This is a genomic window from Stutzerimonas stutzeri (assembly GCF_013522825.1).
In the GTDB taxonomy this organism is placed as follows: domain Bacteria; phylum Pseudomonadota; class Gammaproteobacteria; order Pseudomonadales; family Pseudomonadaceae; genus Stutzerimonas; species Stutzerimonas stutzeri_AK.
In genome coordinates this window covers 1-20,127 of the sequence record NZ_JAAMQZ010000014.1, presented here as the reverse complement: position 1 = coordinate 20,127, position 20,127 = coordinate 1, and the positions used below count along the sequence as shown (strand labels likewise).

At 62.6% G+C, this 20,127-nt stretch carries 18 protein-coding genes; 7 read left to right on the top strand and 11 right to left on the bottom strand.

Annotation, left to right across the window (positions count from 1 at the left end):
• Positions 1 to 302: 302 nt before the first annotated feature.
• Together nosP and nahK are read left to right on the top strand one after the other, a co-directional pair.
• Complete coding sequence (nosP, locus tag G7020_RS10670) at positions 303 to 1,430, top strand: nitric oxide-sensing protein NosP (protein ID WP_219852648.1); 1,128 nt, start codon at positions 303 to 305, stop codon at positions 1,428 to 1,430.
• A complete protein-coding gene (nahK, locus tag G7020_RS10665) occupies positions 1,360 to 3,999 on the top strand; it encodes a hybrid sensor histidine kinase/response regulator NahK/ErcS' (protein WP_181084200.1) in 2,640 nt (879 codons plus the stop codon). Before nosP ends, nahK begins: the two co-directional genes overlap by 71 nt.
• A 320-nt stretch (positions 4,000 to 4,319) precedes the next feature.
• Here the strand turns inward: nahK and G7020_RS10660 are convergent, their stop codons facing one another.
• From G7020_RS10660 to G7020_RS10625, 8 genes are all read right to left on the bottom strand, one after another.
• Complete coding sequence (locus G7020_RS10660; protein WP_181084198.1) at positions 4,320 to 4,985, bottom strand: response regulator transcription factor; 666 nt, start codon at positions 4,983 to 4,985, stop codon at positions 4,320 to 4,322.
• A gap of 302 nt (positions 4,986 to 5,287) precedes the next feature.
• A complete protein-coding gene (locus G7020_RS10655; protein ID WP_181084196.1) occupies positions 5,288 to 7,783 on the bottom strand; it encodes a TonB-dependent receptor in 2,496 nt (831 codons plus the stop codon).
• Positions 7,784 to 7,867: 84 nt separating this feature from the next.
• A complete protein-coding gene (locus G7020_RS10650; protein WP_181084194.1) occupies positions 7,868 to 8,005 on the bottom strand; it encodes a hypothetical protein in 138 nt (45 codons plus the stop codon).
• Between the two features lie 131 nt (positions 8,006 to 8,136).
• Complete coding sequence (locus tag G7020_RS10645; protein ID WP_181084192.1) at positions 8,137 to 8,934, bottom strand: ABC transporter permease; 798 nt, start codon at positions 8,932 to 8,934, stop codon at positions 8,137 to 8,139.
• Positions 8,935 to 9,175: 241 nt separating this feature from the next.
• Entirely contained in the window at positions 9,176 to 9,892 is a 717-nt protein-coding gene (locus tag G7020_RS10640; protein ID WP_181084190.1) for an ABC transporter ATP-binding protein, read from the bottom strand.
• The gene (locus tag G7020_RS10635) at positions 9,889 to 10,860 is read right to left on the bottom strand and encodes a YVTN family beta-propeller repeat protein (protein WP_181084188.1); all 972 of its coding nucleotides are present in this window, start codon (positions 10,858 to 10,860) and stop codon (positions 9,889 to 9,891) included. Before G7020_RS10635 ends, G7020_RS10640 begins: the two co-directional genes overlap by 4 nt.
• A gap of 41 nt (positions 10,861 to 10,901) precedes the next feature.
• Positions 10,902 to 11,402, bottom strand: coding sequence for a tetratricopeptide repeat protein (locus G7020_RS10630; RefSeq protein ID WP_181084186.1), 501 nt, complete (start codon positions 11,400 to 11,402; stop codon positions 10,902 to 10,904).
• On the bottom strand, positions 11,399 to 12,586 hold the full coding sequence (locus G7020_RS10625; RefSeq protein ID WP_181084184.1) for an ABC transporter substrate-binding protein: 1,188 nt from the start codon (positions 12,584 to 12,586) through the stop codon (positions 11,399 to 11,401). The genes G7020_RS10630 and G7020_RS10625 overlap by 4 nt, the downstream gene beginning before the upstream one ends.
• Positions 12,587 to 12,741: 155 nt before the next feature.
• Between G7020_RS10625 and G7020_RS10620 the strand changes: the two genes are divergently transcribed.
• The 3 genes from G7020_RS10620 to G7020_RS10610 are packed head-to-tail and all read left to right on the top strand — an operon-like array spanning position 12,742 to position 15,114.
• Positions 12,742 to 13,179 carry a copper-binding protein gene (locus G7020_RS10620; RefSeq protein ID WP_181084182.1) on the top strand — a complete coding sequence of 146 codons (438 nt, stop codon included), beginning with the start codon at positions 12,742 to 12,744 and terminating at the stop codon, positions 13,177 to 13,179.
• Positions 13,180 to 13,202: 23 nt separating this feature from the next.
• A complete protein-coding gene (locus G7020_RS10615) occupies positions 13,203 to 14,480 on the top strand; it encodes a sensor histidine kinase (protein WP_181084180.1) in 1,278 nt (425 codons plus the stop codon).
• Positions 14,461 to 15,114 carry a response regulator gene (locus G7020_RS10610; protein WP_181084178.1) on the top strand — a complete coding sequence of 218 codons (654 nt, stop codon included), beginning with the start codon at positions 14,461 to 14,463 and terminating at the stop codon, positions 15,112 to 15,114. The genes G7020_RS10615 and G7020_RS10610 overlap by 20 nt, the downstream gene beginning before the upstream one ends.
• Positions 15,115 to 15,305: 191 nt before the next feature.
• On the opposite strand, the gene G7020_RS10605 is transcribed toward G7020_RS10610, so the two are convergent.
• Positions 15,306 to 15,956, bottom strand: a complete 651-nt coding sequence (locus tag G7020_RS10605) for a pentapeptide repeat-containing protein (protein WP_181084177.1) — start codon at positions 15,954 to 15,956, stop codon at positions 15,306 to 15,308.
• A 190-nt stretch (positions 15,957 to 16,146) separates the two neighbouring features.
• On the bottom strand, positions 16,147 to 18,018 hold the full coding sequence (gene exaA / locus G7020_RS10600; RefSeq protein WP_181084174.1) for a quinoprotein ethanol dehydrogenase: 1,872 nt from the start codon (positions 18,016 to 18,018) through the stop codon (positions 16,147 to 16,149).
• A 334-nt stretch (positions 18,019 to 18,352) separates the two neighbouring features.
• Here exaA and pedF point away from each other — a divergent pair, with 334 nt between their 5' ends.
• Both pedF and G7020_RS10590 read left to right on the top strand, forming a co-directional pair.
• Positions 18,353 to 18,790 carry a cytochrome c-550 PedF gene (gene pedF / locus G7020_RS10595; RefSeq protein WP_181084172.1) on the top strand — a complete coding sequence of 146 codons (438 nt, stop codon included), beginning with the start codon at positions 18,353 to 18,355 and terminating at the stop codon, positions 18,788 to 18,790.
• A 5-nt stretch (positions 18,791 to 18,795) separates the two neighbouring features.
• Positions 18,796 to 19,692, top strand: coding sequence for a substrate-binding periplasmic protein (locus tag G7020_RS10590; protein ID WP_181084170.1), 897 nt, complete (start codon positions 18,796 to 18,798; stop codon positions 19,690 to 19,692).
• 81 nt (positions 19,693 to 19,773) lie between these two features.
• On the opposite strand, the gene G7020_RS10585 is transcribed toward G7020_RS10590, so the two are convergent.
• Positions 19,774 to 20,127 (bottom strand): transposase (locus G7020_RS10585; protein WP_181084168.1); only part of this gene is annotated, 354 nt, incomplete at its 5' end.

Sequence of the window (20,127 nt, the reverse complement as noted above, 5' to 3'; positions counted from 1 at the left end):
TGCATCGCAGTGGCCCGTGCGCTGAGCGCACACCACGCCCTGGGCACAGTGGTCAACACTGAGCCGCATCACAGAAGGCCGGTATTCCTCGGAATGCCGGCCTTTTCGTCTGCGCCATGCGCGATTTCGTCGCGTTACGACCTTGGCAGGCTGTCACCGGTACTCAAGTAGCATTTGCCTGCTCCGTGCCCTGACCAAAAATGAGAGCTGTCAGGTAGTTTTTCAATGGCCTGCTATCCGATTCAGGTGGTACGGGAGTGCGGTGCGTGATCGAACAAAGAGCCGAGGTGATACGCACGGCGATGTCGGAGGCAAGGGATGCTGAAACCGTGGCCCAGGATCTGGCCCGCCAGCTGATTCATCCCCATCTTGGTTTCGTGCTGTTCTTCTGTTCAGCCGAGTACGACCTGCCGGCCCTGGGCGATGCGCTGCAACAGTATTTCGGCGGTGTGCGCCTGGTGGGCTGCACCTCGGCGGGGGAGATCACCGCCCAGGGCTACAACCGTAGCTGCGTGACGGCGGTTGGCTTCGATCACCGCAGCTTTTCCATTTCCAGCGAGCTGATCGTCGAGATGGACCGCTTCAGCCTGATCGATGCCCAGCAATTGGTCGAACGCCTTGGCAGCGATTGCCGCAGCAACTCGCTGGCACCGATCAAGGATCACAGTTTCGCCCTGACCCTGCTCGATGGCCTGTCCAGCCGCGAGGAAATCGTTCTCTCGGCACTCAGCGCCGCGTTCGGCAGCATTCCGCATTTCGGCGGGTCGGCCGGTGACGACAACCACCTGAACGACACCTACGTCTATTACGAGGGCAAGTTCCGCAGCGGCGCGGCCATCGTGGTGCTGATCAATACCTGGCTGGATTTCGAAGTATTCACCACTCATCACATGCTGCCGCGCAGCGAAAAGCTGGTGGTGACGATGGCCGACAGCAATGCCCGGCGGGTCTATGAGCTGAACGCCGAGCCCGCCGCCGAGGAATACGCCCGACTGATCGGGGTGAACGTCAGCGATCTCAACCATGCCTTGTTCGCTGCCCACCCGCTGGCCGTGCGCATCAATGAACAGTACTACGTGCGCTCCATCCAGAAGGTCAACGAAGACCTGAGCCTGACCTTCTATTGCGCGGTGGAGAACGGCATCGTGCTGACCGCCATGCGTCCCGGTCCCTTGATGCCCAACCTTGAGATGTTGTTCGAACGCCTCGAACAGCGGCTTGGCGAAACCTTGCTGACCATAGGTTGCGACTGCTTTCTGCGACGGATGGAAATCGAGGGCAACGGCACCACGGAGCAGACGTCCGCCTTTCTCCGACGCCAGAAGGTGATCGGCTTCAACACCTACGGAGAACAGTTCAATGGCATGCACATCAATCAGACCTTCACCGGGGTCGCCATTGGCCGTCCCGGAGGACGAGGCGGTCGCTGAGCTGTCGAACCGACTGACCGAGCTCGAACGTGAGAACGCCAAGCTGCACCGGATCAATGCGGCACTGATCGAACGTATCGAATCCAGCAGTTCCGGGCGTGATGCCTCCTATGCGGCGTTTCAGCATTCGGTGGAGCTGGCCGAGCAGGTGCGCGAGCGCACCGATGCGCTGAACCAGGCGATGGCCGAGCTGAAGGCCAGCAACCGCCTGCTCAGCGATGCCCGGTTGCGTGCGGAAACCGCGCACCAGCATCTGGTTGACGCCATCGAGAGCATTTCCGATGCCTTCGTGCTGTTCGACAACGATCAGCGCATCGTCCTCTTCAATCGACGCTTCAAATCGCTCTGGAGCCGCACCGGCGCCCGCATCAATGGCGGCACCCGGCTGTCGGACATGCGTCGCCTGGCCGACAGCAGTGGACTGATCGCCGAGGAGCACCGCGGCAAGGGCAACGAGCCCACAGTCTACCGCCTGCATAACGGGCGCTGGGTGCAGGTCAGCGAGCGCCCGACCCGCGAGGGCGGGCTGGTGATGCTTTATACCGACATCACCGAGGTCAAGATCAGCGAAACCATGCGCCGCGAACAGGCCTTGGCGCAGAAGTCGCGGCTGCTGCAGCGCGCCGTGGACAACCTGTCCCAGGGAGTCGCGATGATCAGCGCCGATGGCAGCTTGGAGTTGTGGAATCGCCGCTTTCTGGAACTCTGCGGGCTGGCGCCGATCGAGGCGCACCGACCCTTCGAGGAGGTCATGGCCGAGAGCGAACTCAAACTGCTGACGCCCAACACAAGGGGTGCCAGCGGCCAGCCACTGAGCGAACTGGAACAGCACCTGTTCGATGGCCGTACCCTGGAAATCCGCACCCATCCGCTGCCCACCGGCGGCTTCGTCAACACCTTTACCGACATTACCGAGCGCTACCGGCATGCCGAGGCGCTGCGCGAGAGCGAGCGCTGGATACGCCTGATCACCGACCATGTGCCGGCGCTGATCGCCTATGTCTCGGCGGACCTGACCTACGCCTTCACCAACAAGGTCTATGAGGAATGGTATCGCTGGCCCAGGGACGGCATGCTCGGGCAGTGCCTGCGCGAGATCCACAGCGGGGAGCATTGGCAGCAGCTTGAACCCTATATCGAGCGTGCGCTGTCCGGTGAAAACATCAGCTTCGAGATGGCCGAGCCCAACCATGCCGGCCAGCAGCGCTACATGCTGCGCTCCTATGTACCCAATCGCCTGGCCAGTGGTGAGGTGGCCGGCATCTTCGTGCTGATCCAGGACATCACCGACCGTCGCCGCACCGCTGAGGCGCTGCATCAGGCCTACCAGAATCTCGAACAGCGGGTGCGGGAACGAACCGCCGAGCTCACCAGCCTGAACGAGCAGCTGCTGTGCGAAATCGACGAGCGCGCACATGCCGAAGCCCGCCTGCGCGAAGCCAAGCGCGAAGCGGAGCTGGCCAACCTGTCCAAGACCAAGTTCCTCGCGGCGGTCAGTCACGACCTGCTGCAGCCGCTCAATGCGGCGCGGCTGTTCACCAGCGCGCTGCTGGAACAACCAGCGGCACCGAACGGGGGGCTGATTCGCAATATCAGCAACTCGCTGGAGGACGTGGAAAACCTGCTCGGCACATTGGTGGATATTTCCAAACTCGATGCCGGCGTGATCAAGCCTGATATCGCCTCGTTCGCTGTCAGTGAGTTGCTGGAAAACCTGGCCGTTGAATTCCGGCAGATTGCCGGCAGTGAACAGTTGCGGCTGGACTACATTCCCAGCTCGGCCCTGGTGCGCAGCGATATCCAGTTGCTGGCGCGGATCCTGCGCAACCTGCTGACCAATGCCATTCGCTACACCCCCACGGGGCGCGTGCTGCTGGGTTGTCGGCGGCGGCGTCAGAGCCTGTCCATCGAAGTCTGGGACACGGGTGTGGGCATCGCCGAGGACAAGCTGGAGGAGGTGTTTCAGGAATTCAAACGCGGGGATGCGGTGCAGCCCAACCAGGATCGCGGGCTCGGACTGGGCCTGGCCATCGTGGAAAAGATCGCGCGCATGCTTGGCCATCGGATCATGGTGCGCTCGCAGCCGGGGCGCGGTTCGGTATTCGCTGTCGAGGTGCCGCTGGCCCGGCGTGCGTCAAAGGTTCGTGCGGAGCCAACCACCACCGAGCTGGTGCTGGAACGGTTGAACGGTGCGCGGGTCTGGGTGCTCGACAACGACGCAGCCATCTGCGCTGGCATGCGCACTCTGCTCGAAGGCTGGGGCTGTGTGGTGACCACCGCGCTTTCGGAGGAAGACCTGGCGCGGCAGGTGGACAACTTCCACGCCGATGCCGACCTGATCATTGCCGACTATCATCTGGACAACGGCTGCAACGGCCTGGACGTGGTCACCACGGTCAACGAGCGCCGCGCCAGCTCACTACCGGTGCTGCTGATCACCGCCAACTACAGCAACGACCTCAAACTGCAGGTTCGGGAGCTGGGGCACATGCTGATGCACAAACCGATCCGCCCGATGAAGCTGAAAACCGCCATGTGTCATATGCTCGAGCATGGTCAGGTGGGGTGAGAAAGCCATTCGCGGTGCGAGCTGTGACCCGACCTACAACAACGCAGAGCCCGCTTTGGGCTTTGTAGGTCGGATTAGCCGAAGGCGTAATCCGACGAGGCGGCGCGTAACCCGGCGAATAACCCCGACCCCGCTCGTCGGGTCGATGAAGCGTGACCCGACCTACAGAGCTTGCTTTTGGCTTTGTAGGTCGGATTAGCCGAAGGCGTAATCCGACGTTGCGGAGCGTAACCAGGCGATAACCCCGAACTCCGCCCGTCGGGTCGGTGAAGCGTGACCCGACCCACGAATCCATGGCCGAATGAATTCGGCCCTACGGTTCAGCGGCGCAGATAAGCCGCGAAATCGATATCGCCCGCCGAGAGAATCGCCTGCACCCGGTTGTGCACGTTGAGCTTGCGCAGGATGGCCGAGACGTGGGCCTTGACCGTGGTTTCGGCGATGTCGAGGTTGTAGGCGATCTGCTTGTTCGACTCACCCTTGGTCATGCGCTCCAGCACCAGCAACTGCTTGCGGGTCAGCGCCTGCAGAAGCTCGGGCGGGATGCTCGATTCATTGTGATGGGAATGGCGGGTGGTCGCCTTCTGGCTGCGGATAATGTCCGAGGGCAGGTAGACATTGCCGTTGAGGATCTGCTCGATGGCTTCGGTCATCTGTGCCCGTGGTGAGGACTTGGTGATAAAACCGCAGGCGCCGTAGGTGATGGCCTGCAGCACGATCTGCTTGTCCTGTTCGGCGGAAACGATCACCACCGGAATGGTCGGCGCTTCGTTGCGCAGGTTGATCAGGCCATTGAGGCCGTGCATGCCGGGCATGTTCAGGTCCAGCAGCACCAGGTCCAGGTCGTCGTTTTCCAGTGTTAGCGCCAGAGCGCTGTCGAGATCGGCCGTTTCCAATATCTCGCTGCCCGGAAAGCCGTCATTGATGACATTGTGAATGGCTTCGCGGAAGAGCGGATGGTCGTCTGCGATCAGTATCTTGTACAAGACCGGTCACCTCATTGTTTTGATTATGGTGTGCAGATCGTGTGTACGAGGGCTTGTAATGCCCCAGTACTTCGGTCGGACACATTACAGTTCACCGAGCGTCTTTTTGAAATCCTACAATCGACACTTGAACCGGCACCAAAGTAGTAGTGACCCTTTGCGGGTAGCGGTCGCGCAGCGTTGCAGCCGTAACTCCAGCCAGCCCACACTCCGAGCGGCGGGAGAATACCAGCGATGGCCCGTGCGCGGGTCAATGCCGCTATCCCGTGCAGGCCCCGGCAGCCGGGGCCATGTCATCGGCTCTAGTCGAACTGCCAGCGCACCCCCAACCAGGCGGTGCGCGGCGCGCCGGGGGCGACGAAGGTCTCGCCCACCGAGTTGCTGCGCCGACCATTGACCGTACCATTGGCTGCCGCGCCATCGGTGCGCATCACGCCGCCGGCATCGAAGGGGTTGACGCCGAGCATGGCGGCGGTGGCGTATTCGCGGTCGAAGAGGTTGTTGACCTGGGCGAACACGCGCCACTGTGGGGTGATCTGGTAGGCGCCGTTGAGGTTGAACACGGTGTAGCCGCCGACCTTGCCGCTGCCCAGGTACAGGCCGCCGCTCTGGTGGTCGTTGTTCTCGTTGCCACGGGCGTAGGAGCCCGAAACACTGATGGCGTCGGCGCCGATGCTGAACTGCTCGGTGACTGCGTAGCGGGCCGAGAGCTTGAGGATATTGCGCGGGATCATGGGAATGCGGTCGCCGGATTTCACGCTGATGTTGCCGTCATCCGCGCTGCTGTTGGCCTCGCCCATGAAGGTTTCGTTCGACTGGTAGGTGGCGTCGATGAAGGTGTAGTTGGCACCCAGCATCCACGCGCCCCAGGTGCCGGCGATACCGGCTTCGACGCCACGCCGGCGGGTTTCACCGAAGTTGTCGAAATAACCGCTGCCGCTGGTACTGGAGGAGACGAACATGATGTCGTCGAGGTTGCGCGAGCTGAACACCCCGGCATTCCACTGCGCGTTGTCGCCGATCAGGCCACGCAGGCCGGCTTCCCAGGTCTTGGTGACCACCTGCTCCAGCGGCGGGTCGCCGGCCATGGAGTTGGGCAGGCGACAGGGGGACTCGGGGTTGGCGCAGCCCAGTTCGATGGTGGTGGGGGTACGGCTGCCTTCGCTGTAGCCGATATAGGTGGTCAGGCTTCTGCTCGGGCTGAAGGTCAGGCCGATGGCGGGGTTGAAGCGACTGAAACTGTGCGTGCCGCTGAGCGAGGCGTTTTCGTCGATGTCGTCGCTCAGGCCGTCGCCGGCGGCATTGAGTTCGTAGTGGGTCAGTTGGTCGTGGTTGCGCACCGAGACATGGTTGTAGCGACCGGACAGGGTCAGGTTCAGCCCCTCGGCGAGGGTCAGGGTATCGCTGCCGTACAGGCTCCAGGTGCGGGTATCGCCCTTTAGCTTTACCGCGCTGTCGTCCAGTTCGCCGTCCATGTTGAAGGCATTGCCCGCCTCGGAGAACACGCCGGTGCCGATGATGCCGCGGTCGGCGGTGAGGGCGCCGTATTCGGCTGACTGGTCGAAGCGCACCTGGCTGTAATCGAAGCCACCGCCGATGGCGAAGGTATTGTCCTTGCCGAATAGCCGGTTGCGCACGGACAGCTGGCTGAAAACGCCGGCGTTGCTTTGCACGGTGTGGGTGCGGTTGATCATGCCGGTGCATTTCTCGCCCGGCTCGCCGCCTGGTTCGAATTCGTCGATACAGGCGGCCAGGTTGCCGACCGGTGTATAGGCGCCGGGGTTGAGCAGGATGTTCTGCCCCGGATTGCCGACGCCCTCGGGCAGGGCTTCGTCGTTGATGTCTCCGTTGAAGGTGTCGGTCTTGATGTGGCGGTAGTAGGCGTTGCCGGACAGCATCAGATTGTCGTTGTAGCGGTGGTCCCACTGCAGGTTGAGGAAGTTGGAGGTGTTCTGGGTGTTGTCCGGGTGGGTGTAGACGCTGTCGTAGTCCCGGCGCAGGAAACTTTTGGGCACCATGCCGTTACCGTTGAGGTCGGTGTCGGCGAAGCTGTAGGTCAGTTTGAGATCGGTGGCATCGCCGTACCAGCCGAGCTTGCCGAACAGGTTCTGGGCGTCGGATTCGGAATGCTCGCGCCAGCCGTCTTCCTCGAAGTAGGTGCCTGCCAGGAACCAGTCCCAGCGACCGGCACTGTCGCCGTATTCGGCTTCCTGGATCATCCGACCGTGGGAACCGATGGTGCTCTGCAGCGCGCCGCCGGGATTGTCGTGACCGCTTTTGGTCTGCACCGAGAGGGCGCCGCCCAGGGTGTTGAGGCCGAAGACGGGGTTGCTGCCGGGAGCCAGCGAGACGCTGGAAATGGCGTTGGAGGGGATCAGGTCCCAGCTCACCACGTCGCCGAATGGCTGGTTCATGCGCACGCCATCGACGTACAGCGACAGCCCCTGGGGTGTGCCCAGAAGGGGGGAGGCGGTGAAACCGCGGTAGTTGATGTCCGGTTGCAGCGGATTGTTCTGGATCTCGTTGACGTAGACACCGGGAGTCTGTCGCTTGAGGTAGTCGGCCAACCCCAGGGCCTGACTGTTACGCAGGTCCTCGTCGCTGAAGCCCTGTATCGGCGCGGCCACGCTGTCTTCCGGTACACCCAGCGAGGGTAGCAGCAGGGTGCTGACCACATTCATCTGTTCGAGGGTGAGCACCGGCTCTGTTTCCGCGGCTTTTGCGGCCAGGGGCGTCACGCAAGCGGGGGCCATGAGCAACGCCAGAGTGCTCAGGCGGAACGGGGTGGCTGTAGGCATGTTGGCTACCAATGTTGTTGTTGTGTTGGGAAATGCGAGGCGTTCCCGCAGGGGTACGCGCTCGGCGAGCGGGCGCTGATGGGCTCAGCCGGCCTGCTGCCAGGTGTCGTTGCGCAGCAGTTGTGAGGCGAGCGGCGTAGCGCCTGTGTTTGGCGACACCCGTGGCTCCACCGCGAGGCTGAGCTTCAGGAAGCCACCCAGGTGTATCCGAGACTTGCGCATCCACGACTCCGGGTCGGTTTTGCAAATGATGGCCACCGGCCGTGGCGGCGGTGGCGCTCCAATTAGATTCCTGGGAGCTGCGGGGCAAAATCCTTCATTGGCATCGAGCGGGCGCTACCAAAGTACAGCCATCACTGGCCGGTGCCGCGGCGCAGGGTGGCGTGCTGCGGATTGAAGCTGACGATGGCGAGTACGACGAACAGCAGGGTCAGCCCACAGCAGATCGCCAGGGCCGTTGGGTTGAAACGCTGATACAGGGCAAAGCGCACCAGTTCCACGGCGTGGGTGAAGGGGTTGAGGGCGCAGATCCAGTACAGCCAGTCGCTGGCTTCGCGCATCTTCCACAGCGGATAGAGCGCCGAGGACAGGAAGAACATGGGAAAGATGACGAAATTCATCACCCCGGCAAAGTTCTCCAGCTGGCGAATGCCGTTGGACAGCAGCAGGCCCAGCGCACTGAGCAGCAGCGCGACCAGCAGCAGCGCCGGCAGGGCGGCCAGCAGCCCCGCCATGGGCGGCTGCACGCCGTAGAACCAGGCGATCAACAGGAAGGCATAGACCTGCAGCAGCGAAATCAGCGCGGTGGCCAGGAGTTTGCTGGCCAGTAGAAAGCTGCGCGGCATGGGGCTGGTCAGCAGCACGCGCATGCTGCCCATCTCGCGGTCGTAGACCATCGACAGCGAGCCCTGCATGCCGTTGAACAGCAGGATCATGCAGGCCAGCCCCGGCACGATGTAGGTCTCGTAGGTGATGTAGGTGTCGTAGGGCTCGATGATGGCGATGCCCAGGGCGGCACGGAAACCGGCGGCGAACACCACCAGCCACAACAGTGGCCGCACCAGGGCGCTGAAAAAGCGTGAGCGCTGCTGGACGAAACGCAGCCACTCGCGGAACACGATGGCGCGCAGGCATTCCCAGTGGGCATTCATGGACAGGTCTCCAGTAGGACGGAATCGCGCAGGCGCTTCCGTCATGGGGTTCATGCAAGGGTTGGCGTTAGGGATTACGCCTTCGGATTGTCGGATTACGCCTTTGGCTAATCCGACCTACAAATGGCTGTGGCTGCGTAGGTCGGGTTACGCTTTATCAACCCGACGGGCAGAGTCAGGGTATGCCTTCGAAGCATCAGGTTGCGCCTGCGCATCTCATCCAGGCTACGGTTTATGTTTTTCAAACGCGGGTCAGGCGGGCGAAGGTTTTCTCCAGGCTGCCATCGGCGGCTGAAAGCTCATCGGCGCGGCCTTGAGCCACCAGGCTGCCGCGATTGAGGATCAGCAGTTCGTCGTCGCTCTGCACTTCATCGAGCAGGTGCGTGGTCCACAGCACGCTCATGCCTTCGCTCTGGCACAGCGAACGTACGTGAAGGTTGAGCGCCTGGCGGCTGGCGGGGTCCAGGCCGACGCTGGCTTCGTCGAGCAGCAACAGGCTCGGCTTGTGCAGCAATGCGCGCGCGATTTCGACCCGGCGGCGATGGCCGCCATTGAGTTCGCGCACCCGGCTCTTGCGTCGCTCGATGAGCTGCTGGCGTTGCAGTTCCTGCTCGATGCGCTCGTTGGCCAGCACGCGCGGCATGCCATGCAGGGCGGCGTGGTAACGCAGGTTCTGTTCGACGCTGAGGTCCAGATCCAGGGTGCTTTGCTGGAATACCACGCCGAGGCGTCGCAGCGCCTCGCGCGGGTGCGTGCGCAGGCTGTAACCGGCCACGCGGATTTCGCCCTGCTGCAGATCATAGAGGCGGGTGAGCAGGGCGATCAGGGTGGACTTGCCGGCGCCATTGGGGCCGAGCAGGGCGGTGAAACGCCCGGCTGCGGCAGTGAAGCCGACATCCCGCAGAGCCTGCCGATCCCCATAGGCAAAGCCGAGGTGCTCGACCCGCAGGGCACTCATGGCGTCACCACCACGCCCCAGGGGTAACGCCCGACCTTGATCGACTTGATCACTTTGAGGCTCTTCACGTCGATCACCGAGACATCGCCGCTGACGCCGTTGGTGGTCAGCAACTGGCTTTCGTCGGTATTGAACGCCATATGCCAGACGCGCCGACCCACCAGCAGGTAATCGAGCACCTCGTAGGTCTGCGCATCGACCACGGCGATATGGTTGGCCGGACCGAGGGCGACGAAGGCGTAATTGCCGTCCGAGCTGAGCTTGATGCCCACCGGCTGAACCCGGTCCGGGTGGACGCCCTTGATGGCGAAATTCAGCGTCTTGATGATCTGCCGCTGTGCCACATCGACCACGCTGACCGTGCCGCCGATTTCCGACGAGGCCCAGAGGAGCTTGCTGTCCTGGGTGAACTCGACGTGCCGTGGGCGCTGATCGACCAGGGTGTTGTCCACCAGTTCGTTGCTGGCGGTATCGATCCAGTGCAGCATGTTGGTGGTTTCGCTGGTGTTCACCGCCCATTTGCCGTCGGGGCTGACGGCCATGCCTTCGGGCTCGACGCCGACGTCGATCTGCGCCAGCACCTGTCCGTCGTCCACGTCTACCACGGTGACCAGGGCATCGTCCTCGTTGGAGATATACAGCCACTTGTTGTTCGGGTGCAGGGCGAACTGTTCGGGATCGGCGCCGGAAGGCAGTTGCTTGATGATCTGCCGCGTGGCCAGGTCCATCACCTGCACGGTGTCCGAATCGCTGGCGCAGATATAGAGCAGCTTGTTGTCATGGGACAGGGTGAGGCCGCGTGGGCGCATGCCGACCTCCAGTGTCTCGACCGTTTCCATGGTGACAAGATCGATCACGCTGATGGTGTTGTCCTTCTCGTTGGAAACGTATGCGCTGGCGGCCAGGGCGGACGCACTGGCGCACGCCAGGGCGCAGGAAATGGCGGCGGCAAGGAGGGTTCGGGTCATGGTCGGGCTCTCTTTTGTCGTTATGTGTGGCCGGCTTTGGGCTAGCGGAGCGAATCGGTGTTGCTGGTTTCGTCCAGGCGCAGCAGGTAATCGTTGGCTTCAGTCTGGCCGTCCGCCGCGGCGCGCAGCAGCCACACGCGCGCCGCCGCGCGATCAGCTTCCACGCCGCGCCCTTCGGCCAGGGCCACGCCCCAGTGGTAACGCGCGAGGCTCACGTAGCTGACGTTGTCGGGCTGTTCCGCGCCCTGCCTGAGCAGTGCGGCGGATCGGGAAAGGTCAGGCTCGACGCCGTTGCCGTTCTCGTACATCTGCGCCAGCCAGATCAGCGAATAGACGTCGTTCCAGCGCGCCACGCAGTCCTCGAAGATGGCTTTGGCCGCCTCGAAATTGCCGGTCTTGGCGGTGACGTAGCCGTACATGCATTTGATTCGCTTGGGGCTGTCGATGTAGGCCTCGTAACTCATCTCCTCGCTGGCATTGGCCGGGGTGCCGGACAGCAGCATCGCCAGGCCCAGCAGGGCTGTGATTGTCTTGCGCTTCATGATTCGATCTCGCTCAGCCGACAGCTGCTTTCCGGGGCATCGAAGCCCAGGGTGTCGAGTTCGCTGGAGGGATGCAGGAAGCCCTCCTGCGGCGAGTTGGACACCAGTCCGCGCGGATGCACCAGCGGGATGGGCTGGCGCAGCTGGCCGTTCCAGGGGCGGAAGGTCAGCTTGCGGCCCTTGAAGCCATCGAGCGGCAATTCTTCGCTGAGCGACAGTGTGCGGATTGCCTGGGGATCGGCTTCGCCAAGCCGGGTGACGGCGGCGGCCAGGCTGCGCACCCCCATCCAGGCGGCGAAGTCGCGGTCGTTCATCCAGCGATCGGCATGTGCTTCGAAGCGTTTTTGCAGTTGTGCGGCGCCGTAGGTTTCCACCGTCTTGTGCCAGCCGGTGGGCGTCAGGCCCTGGGTGCCGACGACCGGACGCGGCAGCCAGGTGTGGTAGGGCACGTACTCGCCAAAGTCGCCGCGCTCGTCGGCCACCACCACCACATCGTATTCGCGGGACTGGGTGAACAGCGGCATTTCCGCCTGGGCGCTACGGCGCTGGTCGTTGTCGAAGCTCCAGGCCTTTTCTTCGACGATCTTGTGGCCGAAGCGCTTGGCGGCGCGGCGCAGCGCCTCGGCATAGGCCTGGTCCTCGGCGGTCGGGCCGGTGATCAGCAGCCAGCGGTTCCAGCGCCGCACGGAGAGGAACTGGCCCAGCGCGTCGGCGAGCATGCTGCGGCTGGGCAGGGTGTGCAGCACGTTGGCCAGGCAGCTGCTGCTGCGCAGTTCGTCGGCGGCGCTGCCGGCGTTGATCAGCAGGCTGTCGGGCAGGGCCTCGGCGAGCTGGCGCAGCGGCGCGGCTGGCGCATTGATCACGAACAGGCGCAGGCCGTCGTCGTGCAACCTGCGCGCTTCTTCCAGCAGCTGCTCGGGGGTATCGCTGTTCAAGGCCTGCAGCTGGTAGCTGTGCTTGAGAAAGCGCCCCGTGGTGTTGCTGTCGGCAATAGCCAGCTCGGCCCCGCGCTGCCCGGCATCGGTCGGCTCGGGAATTACATTGGAAAGCAGCGGACCGGGATCGGGGCGGTAACCCAGATAACCGATACGCACGGACAATTCCTTGGCCGGCACGGCATGGGCCACTGTGGCGCAGCATGCGAGGACGATCAGCCAGCTGGCGTGTTGCAGGAAATGGCGCATGGGGGGCTCCTGTGGCGTTGCGGCCAGCATAGGAACCCTGTCGGAGCGGGGGAATATGCAGAAAGTACCAGTCGCTGTGTACCAAGGTAGTAAAGGGGGGGCGGGGTACTACCCCTAGGATAGGCACATCGATAACAACAAAAGAGATCAACCCCATGCGCGTTGCCAAGCCCTTTTTGCTCAATATCCTGTTTATCGGCAGCCTGATCGGCTTCGACCAGAGCCAGGCGGCGGGTGACCTGACGCTGCGCACGCAGTCGCTGCCGGATCTTGCGTTCGGCTCCGAGGAAAGCGATTACGCGGTTTCCCAGAAGCAGTACCAGCTTGAAACCGGCGTCGCCTATCAGCTCAAGATCAGCTCCGATGGCCAGAAAGAGTGTGCGTTTCAGGCGCCAGAATTCGCTCAGTCGATCTTCCTGCGCAAGGTCGAGGCGGGCGGTATCGAGATCAAGGCCGTAACGCTGCTCGAACTGGAGTTCGAGGAGGCCGGTGAAGCCGAGATATTCTTCCTGCCGATCAAGCCCGGCAGCTATCCCTTCTATTGCAAGGGGCTGCAGAACAAGGGCATGGAAGGCGAATTCATCGTCAAGTAGTTCTTTCAGCCGGGACGAACCCCATGTCCGCACTCTGGCGCATCTACTGGTTGGTCTCGCTGTTCTTCGGCCTGATCGGCACGGTTTGTCTGTTGGTACTGCTGCGTCAGGCCAGCCATGACGTGAGCCGCGAGCTGAGTGCGGCGCAGGCGATGGTGGTTTACCTGAGCGAAGTCGCCGAGCGGGACCCCGCCGCGTTGCAGGCGGAACTTACCGACAACCTGCGCCATGTGCGTGTGCGCTGGCTGGCGCCTGGGCACGTGCCGGAGCCGCAGGGCGCGCATTCCTGGTTGAGCGCGCAGCTTTATCCGAGCGATCTCGCCGAGCCGGTGAGCCTTCCGATGCCTGATGGCAGGATTCTGCAGTTGAGCGTCGATCCAGGCGACGAGATCGATGAAGTCCGGGATTCGCTGCTGCAACTGCTGACCCTGTTCGGTTTCGCGCTGCTGCTCAGCCTGCTGGTGATTCGCTGGGCGCTTCGACCGGCACTGGCGGTGCTGGATGAACTGCTCACGGCCCTTGAGCAGGTTTCCCAGGGGCGGCTCGATACCCGTCTGGGCAGTCACTCGCTGGCCGAAGCGCGTCAGCTCGCCGGTCATTTCAACCGGATGGTGACCTCCCTGCAGAGTGCCCGGCGGGAAAACGATGAGTTGACGCGCTCGCTGCTCGCCTTACAGGAGCGCGAGCGCACTCAACTGGCTCAGGCGCTGCACGACGATCTTGGCCAGTACCTGGCCGGTATCCGTGCTCAGGCCTGTCTGTTGCAGGCCGTCAAGGATCAGCCAAAGCTGGTCGCCAGCACGGCGCGGCGCCTGGATGACAATTGCGAACAATTGCAGAACGGTTTCCGCCGGCTGACCCGCGAACTGTATCCGGTGATGCTCGATCACCTGGAACTGCAAGAAGCGATCCGCCAGCTTGGCGAACAATGGCAGGACGCACAGGGTATCGAACTGCGCCTGCACATCGATGCACGTATGCCGGCGTTGCCACTGGCCACCAAGGAGCATCTGTACCGGCTGCTGCAGGAAGCCCTGACCAACGTTGCCCGGCATGCCCACGCCAGTCGTGTATGTATCCGCTTGCGACTGCGCGGCGAGCGATTGCGCCTGCTGGTTCGTGACAACGGCTGTGGCGCGAGCGAGGTGCGACCGCTGGGTATCGGCCTGCGCTCGATGCGAGAGAGGGCACGCTGTCTGGGCGGAACCCTGGCCTTGTCCAGCCGTTCGGGCAGTGGTTGGGTGATCTGTCTGAATATTCCACTTATAGAGGCCATGACGCATGAAGATTCTTCTCGTTGACGATCATGCCGTGGTCCGCCAGGGCTACGCGGCGCTCTTGCGCGCACTGCTGCCTGAAGCCCAGGTGGTCGAGGCCTGCGATGGCGAAGAGGCATTGGCGAAAGTGCAGGAAGAGATACCGAGCCTGGTGATCATGGATGTCGGGCTACCCGGTATCAGCGGGCTGGAAACCACTCGCCGGCTGATCCAGCGGCTGCCGCAACTGCGGGTGCTGTTTTTCAGCATGCATGATGAGTTGCCCCTGGTGCGCCAGGCACTCGATGCCGGCGCTGCGGGTTACATTACCAAGAGCTCTTCACCGCAAGTGCTGGTGGATGCGGTACGACGCACGCTGGCCGGCTACGCTTACATCGAACAGCCCCTGGCGACCCAGCTGGCACGCAACCCCACGGCAGCCAACGCCCAGGATCCGCGCCTGCAGAGCATGACCCAGCGTGAGTTCGAGATCTTCGTGATGCTGGCCAAGGGCACCCCGGCACGGGTGATTGCCGAGCGGCTATGTATCAGCGGCAAGACGGTCTCCAACTACCTGACCCTGCTCAAGAGCAAACTGCAGGTCAGCTCCCAGGCTGAGCTGGTGCATCTGGCCATCGATACGGGCGTGTTGCGTGTCGGTGAGCGGGCGGCTTCGTAGGTCGGGTTGCGCTTTACCGATCCGAGGTGCGGAGCCTAGACGGATCGTCGGATTACGCCTTCGGCTAATTCGACCTACAAATGGGCGCGCGACGTGCGGAGTCCTCGTTCGTAGGTCGGGTCACGCTTCATCGACCCGACGTGTGGAGTCCAGGAAGATATAAAAGCCGGGTGATACGTCGGCGATTGGCCTTATTTTTCCCAACCCTGCGGGCAATCCTTGCACTGCTCCATATTGGTGCCCTGAAAGGTCGCGTAGTGCCGGCGGGCACCGGTGAGGGTGGCTTCGGCCAGGTTGGCGTCGTTCAGCTTGGCTTCCTGCAGGTTCGCATCGGTGAGGTCGGCGCCTTTGAGGTCGGCCTTGCTCAGCCAGGTCATTTCCAGATTCGCCGCTCGCAGCTTTGCTCCGTGCAACTTGGCCCCGCTCATACGGGCGAACTCCAGATTGGCCGCGGTCAGATCGGCTCCCTGGAACTGGGCGGCCTGGCCGAACAGCCCCCAGCCCTGGATCGCGATCATCCGGGCATCAGTGAAGTTCGTCAGACGCAGGCTGGCCTGTTGCAGGCTGGCGCGGTTGAGGGTGGCGCCGGTGAGGTTCGCCTTCTCCAGATTCGCCAGGTCGAGCCTGGCATGACGCAGGTTCGCACCGGACAGATCGGCGCCGGCAAGGTTGATTTTGCTCAGATCCATATTGCTGAGGTCGGCACCGCGTAAATCGGCGTCCGGGCATTGGCTTTCAGGTTGCAGCACACAGCCGTTGATGGTAAGCGGCTGGTCGTCCGCGGCGAGTGCCGTGATGCTGGCAAGCAGTGCGAGGGGGAGCAGAAGGCTGGGTGATTTCATGTCGGGTTTCCGGTTGGAGGTTCTGAAGCGGCTTTGGCCGCTGAATCGCGGACAAGTCCGCTCCCACAGAAAGCTGAAGGCCGAGAACCGAGAGCGCCAACTCTGCCGATTCCCGGTCAACTCCATGGCCCCGTGGTCGAATTCATTCGGCCACGGGGCCATAAAGGCCGAACAAGTTCGGCCCTACAAGTCAGCGCTGTGCCGTCTTGCTGTCCCATTCAGGCAGTTTGAACACCCAGAACGAGCCGCCCTGGGCGACCGGCTTGGTCAGCGTGGCCATGTCGCCACCCCACAGCGGCACCGCGCCGCCATAGCCGACGGTCACGCCGATGTACTGCTGGCCATCCTGCTCCCAAGTGATTGGCGGGGAAATGACTCCGCTGCCGGTCTGGAATTTCCACAGCTCGTCGCCGGTCTTGGCGTTGAAGGCCTTGAGGTAGCCATCGCTGGTGCCGGTAAACACCAGGTTGCCCTTGGTCGCCAGTACGCCGGCCCACAGCGGCAGTGGTTCCTTGTGCTCCCAGGCGACCTTGCCGGTGGTGGGGTTCATGGCGCGCAGGATGCCGACGTGGTCGTCGTACATGCGTTTGATGCGGAAGCCCTGGCCGAGATAGGCGTTGCCTTTCTTGTAGCTGACTTCCTCGGTCCAGTAGTCCTCTTTCCAGTGGTTGGCGGGCACGTAGAACAGACCGGTGTCCTGGCTGTAGGCCATGGGGTTCCAGTTCTTGCCGCCGAGGAACGGTGGCGAGACCTCGACCGATTTACCGCGTGTTTCGCCTGGCTCAGGCTTGGGTGGGCGCTGGCCGTCACGCTCGACCGGGCGACCGGTCTCGAGGTCGATATGGCTTGCCCAGGTGATGTTGTCGACGAAGGGGAAGGCGTTCTTCAGCTTGCCGTCCTTGCGGTCGACCACATAGAAGAAGCCGTTGCGGTCGGCGTGGGCGGTGGCTTTGACCGTCTTACCGTCCTTGTTCTTGTAATCGAAGAGCACCAGCTCGTTGTTGCCGGAGAAGTCCCAGGCATCGTTGGGGGTGTGCTGGTAGAACCATTTCACTTCGCCGGTGCTCGGGTCTACACCGACCTGACCGGAGGTATAGAGGCTGTCGTAGTCCTTCGGATCGCCGCCGTCGCTGGTGCGTTCCCAGCCGTTCCAGGGGGCCGGATTGCCGGCGCCGACGATGATGGTGTTGGTTTCCGCATCGAAACTCGCGCTCTGCCAGGGTGCGCCGCCGCCCTGGCTCCAGGCTTCCTTCTTGCCGGTGGGGTGGTTGGGATCGTCCGGCCAGGAGGGTGCCTTGATGTCGCCGGTGGGCGTACTTTCCTTGCCGTTCAGGCGGCCCATGTGGCCTTCGACGAAGGGGCGCATCCAGACTTCCTCGCCGGTGTCCGGATCGCGGGCGAAGAGCTTGCCGACGATGCCGAACTCATCACCGGAGCTGCCATGGATCAGCAGGACCTTGCCGGTCTTGCCGTCCTTCACCAGGGTGGGTGCGCCGGTCATGGTGTAGCCCGCGCCATGGTCGCCGAACTTCTTGCGCCAGACGACCTTGCCGGTGTCCTTGTTGAGCGCCACCACGGCGGCATCGAGGGTGCCGAAGTAGATCTTGTCACCGTAGATGGCGGCGCCGCGGTTGACCACGTCGCAGCAGGGGCGGATGTCGTCGGGCAGGCGGTGGCTGTAACTCCACAGGCGTTTGCCGGTGCGTGAATCCAAGGCGAATATGCGCGAATAGGAACCCGTCACGTAGATCACGCCATCGTGGACGATGGCCTGGGATTCCTGGCCGCGCTGCTTCTCGTCGCCGAAGGAGAAAGACCAGGCCGGGGTCAGTTTGAAGACGTTGTCTTCGTTTACCTGGGCCAGTGGGCTCCAGCGCTGGGCATGGGTGCCGAGCCCGTATTGCAGGACGTTTTCGGTGGAAAGGTGGTCATTGGCGATGTCTTCCCAGGTGACGTTCTTGGCCTGCGCGAGGCCGCCCAACGCCAGGCCGCCGGCCAGCGCCAGGCAATGTACGGCGAGGGCAAGAGGGCGTTTGCTGCCGGGGTGCGATCTTGTTGTCATGGTTGCGATTCCCTTGGTCGATACGAACGAGGCCTTGCCGCATGAACGTCGTTGTCCGCTGCGAGCCAATGGCCAGGCACGTCGATTATTGGAAGCGCGAACCCCGACCGATACGGAAAAGCTCCCGACAATGCAGGGAAAACTTCCCAAATGGCCTGTGTTTTCGCCTTGCTACTGCGGGGCGCTCAGGGCGGCCCAATGCCCTACTACCAAGGAAGGAGATGCAGACAACCAAAGCAGGATTCTGCCTTCCCTGCGGCACCGCCAAGATGGCGGCCATGCGCTCCGTCAGGGAGCCGCCTTGCTCAGGTTTCAGAACTCAACGGTGGTAGTCATGAATAATAAAACCCTATTGCGCGCTCTTTTTGCTGTCAGCCTGCTTGGTGCAGCCGGTTTTGCGATGGCCCACGGCGACGTAACGCCACAGAAAGTCGAGACCAAGGGGTTGGCCCCGCTGGGTGAGGAATGGCTGGATGAAAATCCTTACCGTGAACCGAGCGAGTTTCATGACAGGGCTGTTGAAATTGGCTCCTCGGCCTATAACCAGAACTGCGCCCGCTGCCATGGCCTGGAAGCGATTTCCGGTGGCATCGCCCCGGATCTGCGCGAGCTGGAAGCCGACTTCGATGGCGATGAGTGGTACAAGGATCGCGTGATCAATGGCGCGGTACGCGACGGTGCAGTCTATATGCCGCGCATGGCTGACTACCTCAGCCAGGAAGCACTCTGGGCGATCCGCACCTATATCGAAAGTGAGGCTGCCAAGCAGTGATCACCATGCGCCGGTTGCTTGCGGGCCTTTGTCTGTTGGCGTTTTGCGCCCTGGTACAGGCACAGGTGCCGCATGTGGCGAAGGTGCGCGAGTTCGACGACATTATCGACTCGGGTGTGCTCAAGGTCGCGCTGTACCAGAACTTTCCGCCGTACAGCTACATGGTCGATGGCGAGGCGCGCGGGGTCGATGTCGAGCTTGCAGAGCAACTGGCGGGCGGCCTGGGACTGAAGGTCGAACTGTTGTGGATCTCGCCGGACGAAACGCTGGACGATGACCTGCGCAACTTCATCTGGCGTGGGCACTACCTGCGCCCCGGCATAGTGGCTGACGTCATGTTGCGCGTGCCCTACGACCGCGAATTCTCCTACAAGCAGAACGAGCTGGGCGAGCTGATCAACGAACTGGTGGTGATGTTCGGCCCCTATCAGCGTGAGCGCTGGCAGTCGGCATTCGACCAGCGTCGCCTGGAGGAAGTGTCCAGCGTCGCGGTGTTCCAGTACCACCCGGTCGGGGTGGAAGTGGAAAGCGTACCGTCGTTCTACCTGTCCTCGGTGCTCAACGGCAACATCAGGAAGATGCTGCATCATTACCCGAGCACCCAGGCGGCCTTCGCGGCGATGCAGGATGGCGAAGTGGATGCGACCATGGGCATGCGCGGCGAGATCGACTGGCTGCTGAAACAGGCCAACGACAGCAATCTGCAGCTGGCCGACAATGCTTACCCGAACATGGGCAGGCAGGTCTGGGACCTGGGCATGGCCGTACATGAATCCAACCGCCAGCTGGCCTATGCCATCGAAGGCGTGCTGGAAGGGCTGATCGGCGACGGCAGCCTGGAACGCATCTATGCCGGCTACGGCTTGCGCTATGAGCTGCCGGGGCTGTACCAGACCGATTGATGCTTTTGTGTCGGGTTACGCCTTCGGCTAACCCGACCTACAAAGGCGGACTCTGCGCTGTCGTAGATACCGTCTTGCCCCTCACTTCGCAATAGCGAGTTCGGGGTTGAACGGTTCGCCGGATTTCAACACGCCATAGGCGATACAGAGCAATTTACGCATCGCCGCGCAGACGATCTGTTTGCCGGCTTTGCCTCTGGCTTTCATCCGCTCGACCATTGCCCGAATGGCAGGGTTACGGCTCATGGACGTAATGGCTGGCATGTAGAGCCCTGCGCGCAAGCTGGCCGACCCCATGCGGGAAATCCGCACATGCCCTTTGAGTATCCCCGAGTCCTGTAGCTTGGGATTGAGCCCTGCAAAGGCGGTGACCGCTCGGCTGCTGCCGAAGCGTTGAATGTCCCCCAGTTCAGCCAGCACAAGTGCTGCCGTCCG